Raw genomic sequence first — 2344 nt, 5'->3', positions numbered from 1 at the left:
ATCACTTCTTGCATTTGCATTTTAATAATTTGTTTTAATTTCAAAGAATTTAAACACAAAACAAAATATTAAAAAGCAAAGAAAATATTTTATTTTGAAAGGTTAGGTTTTAAGTATTTGCAATAAAAAACAATTATGCTCTTGACGCTCAAGAGTTTTAAGAATTTTTTCCTTTTTAATTTTATTTTCATCTAATTCTAAAAAATCTAAATAGGCTTGAAATAAATTATCATTACGATCATATTCTTCTTGTTTTTTTACATCCATTGCACTAGAAAAAAAGATAAAAAATTCATGATAAAAATCACTATTTGCTTGAAAAGACTTTACTATGCTTTCAATTTCAAAATCGTTATATTGCTTAATTGTATCAGAATAAAATGTTTCTCTAATTTCATCCGATGAAAGATTGTCTAAAAATAAATCAATATCTATATTTTGATATTTTTCATTTTGCAATTCTTTATAATAATTTTTATATTCTTCATTTTCCTCTATCATTTCTTCTATCTGTTGATAAATATCACTATAAAATGGATCATAGCGGTCTGATATATTAATTTTATATTCGACCAATTCTTTAATAACAAATTTTTCAATATCTTTTTTACAATTTAATTCTTTGCCTGTTATTTTTTTGTAAATAATAAAAAAATATTGATAGTAAGAAATAGAAGAATAAGCTCCATTGCCGTATATATAATTTTTAAATTTTGGAAACAAATCTTTTATATACTTTGCAAAATCTATATCATTTAAATTACTATATAAATATTTATCTCTACATTTATCAAAATAAATTCTAGCCTCTTCTTTTAAGTCACTTTCAAAATGAAATTTCAAAGTATCTAAATCATCTTGATTTAAATAACAAAGATCTTCAAAATATTTTTTAATATAGTTCGAGATTGGTTTTCATTAGTATTATAAGAATAATATTTTTTGATATGATTTAACAAAATATCATAATACATTTTCAGTCCGCCAAAAAATATTTCATTACTATAATCTTCTTTTTTGATTTTCATAAAGCATTCTTTATTAAAATAAATTATATGTTCTATAAAGCGTAATAGTAATCGTAAATTATTATTACATGAATTTTGATAACATTCAAAAATTATATTTTGTATTTCTTTATCACATTCTATTTTATTAGAAATAATATTCTTAGCCACTTCGCTATTATCATCTATATTAATCTCATAATCGATAACTTTTTCTTTGTAAGTTTGGTACCAGTTTTCACTATTACCTTGTTTAGCTTCTTCTTTGTTGTTTGCAGTTAAATTATTGTTTTGTTCTTCTAATTCATCTATATGAAAAATCATAACAACATTACATTCTTTATCTTCTTTGAGTAAATTTACAAGTCCTAGAATTTCTTTTAAAGAAAGTTTATCAGATCTTCTTTCTACATTATCAAAACACACAATAATATTTTTAAAATCTTCTTTCTTTAAAAAAGAAAAAATAGCACCAGAATTAATATCGACTATTCCAGCAGATTTAAATTTAGCAATCCTAAAAGCAATTTGTGTAAAAATATTTATAATTTTATTGTAATTTCCATGTAGCTTTAAAATTATTTCTTCTAATATTTGTTTGTAGTTTTCTTTACCAAAAAGATCTACATAAATGACTTTTTTATTATCAAAGTTTAAGGTAATTTCTTTTTCAACTTGTTTCCAAAGATATGTTTTACCTATACCCCAAGATCCATTTATAGCTAAACACTTTTTAGATTTACTATTTAAAAAATTGGCGATTTTATCAATTTTATTCATTATGTGCTCCATAAAATAATTATCTAATTTTACAATAATATTAAGTTTTCTATGTAACTATCTTCCAAAACTTAAAACTATAGATAGTTACATACTATTTTTATATAAAAAGTGGTTAAATTATGATTATATAGTGTTTTATAAAGATAGTTACACAAATAATAAAATATAAGTTTATTTTAAGTAAAAATGTAACTATCTTAAAGAGCAAAAAACATTTTTGGGATATAAAATTTAAAATCAAACCTCGATTTTATCTGCCTTTTAAACAGCATTTAATCACTATCTTGGGATAAAAACATTTTAGGATATTTGGGATATTTTACAATTTAAATTAGGAAAGATAAAAAGTTATTTTTATATGCTTTAAGGAGCTATTATTTGGGATTTTTGCTAAAATTATTTAGAGATAGTTACATATTTTTTTAAAATACCCCTCACACTTTTTATATCATTTTTTAATTTAACCTAATAACCTTAACTTACTTAAATGGATATCTTTTACTATTTGTTTTTATAATAATATGTAATAAATATCTTTTACTTCTTATTAAAAA

General features: G+C 20.9%; 2 protein-coding genes. Both read right to left on the bottom strand.

Annotated features, from left to right (window positions below; translation table 11 throughout):
* Positions 1 to 102 precede the first annotated feature (102 nt).
* Positions 103 to 843, bottom strand: a complete 741-nt coding sequence (locus JG677_RS08910; RefSeq protein ID WP_234126478.1) for a hypothetical protein — start codon at positions 841 to 843, stop codon at positions 103 to 105.
* 20 nt (positions 844 to 863) lie between these two features.
* Positions 864 to 1787 (bottom strand): P-loop NTPase fold protein, encoded by a 924-nt coding sequence (locus tag JG677_RS08905; protein ID WP_234284668.1) that lies wholly within the window; start codon positions 1785 to 1787, stop codon positions 864 to 866.
* Between the last annotated feature and the right edge of the window lie 557 nt (positions 1788 to 2344).

The organism is Campylobacter sp. TTU-622 (genome assembly GCF_016598965.1).
GTDB lineage: Bacteria > Campylobacterota > Campylobacteria > Campylobacterales > Campylobacteraceae > Campylobacter_D.
The sequence above is the reverse complement of the archived record's forward strand: the minus strand, read 5'-3'. Positions and strand labels throughout refer to the sequence as shown.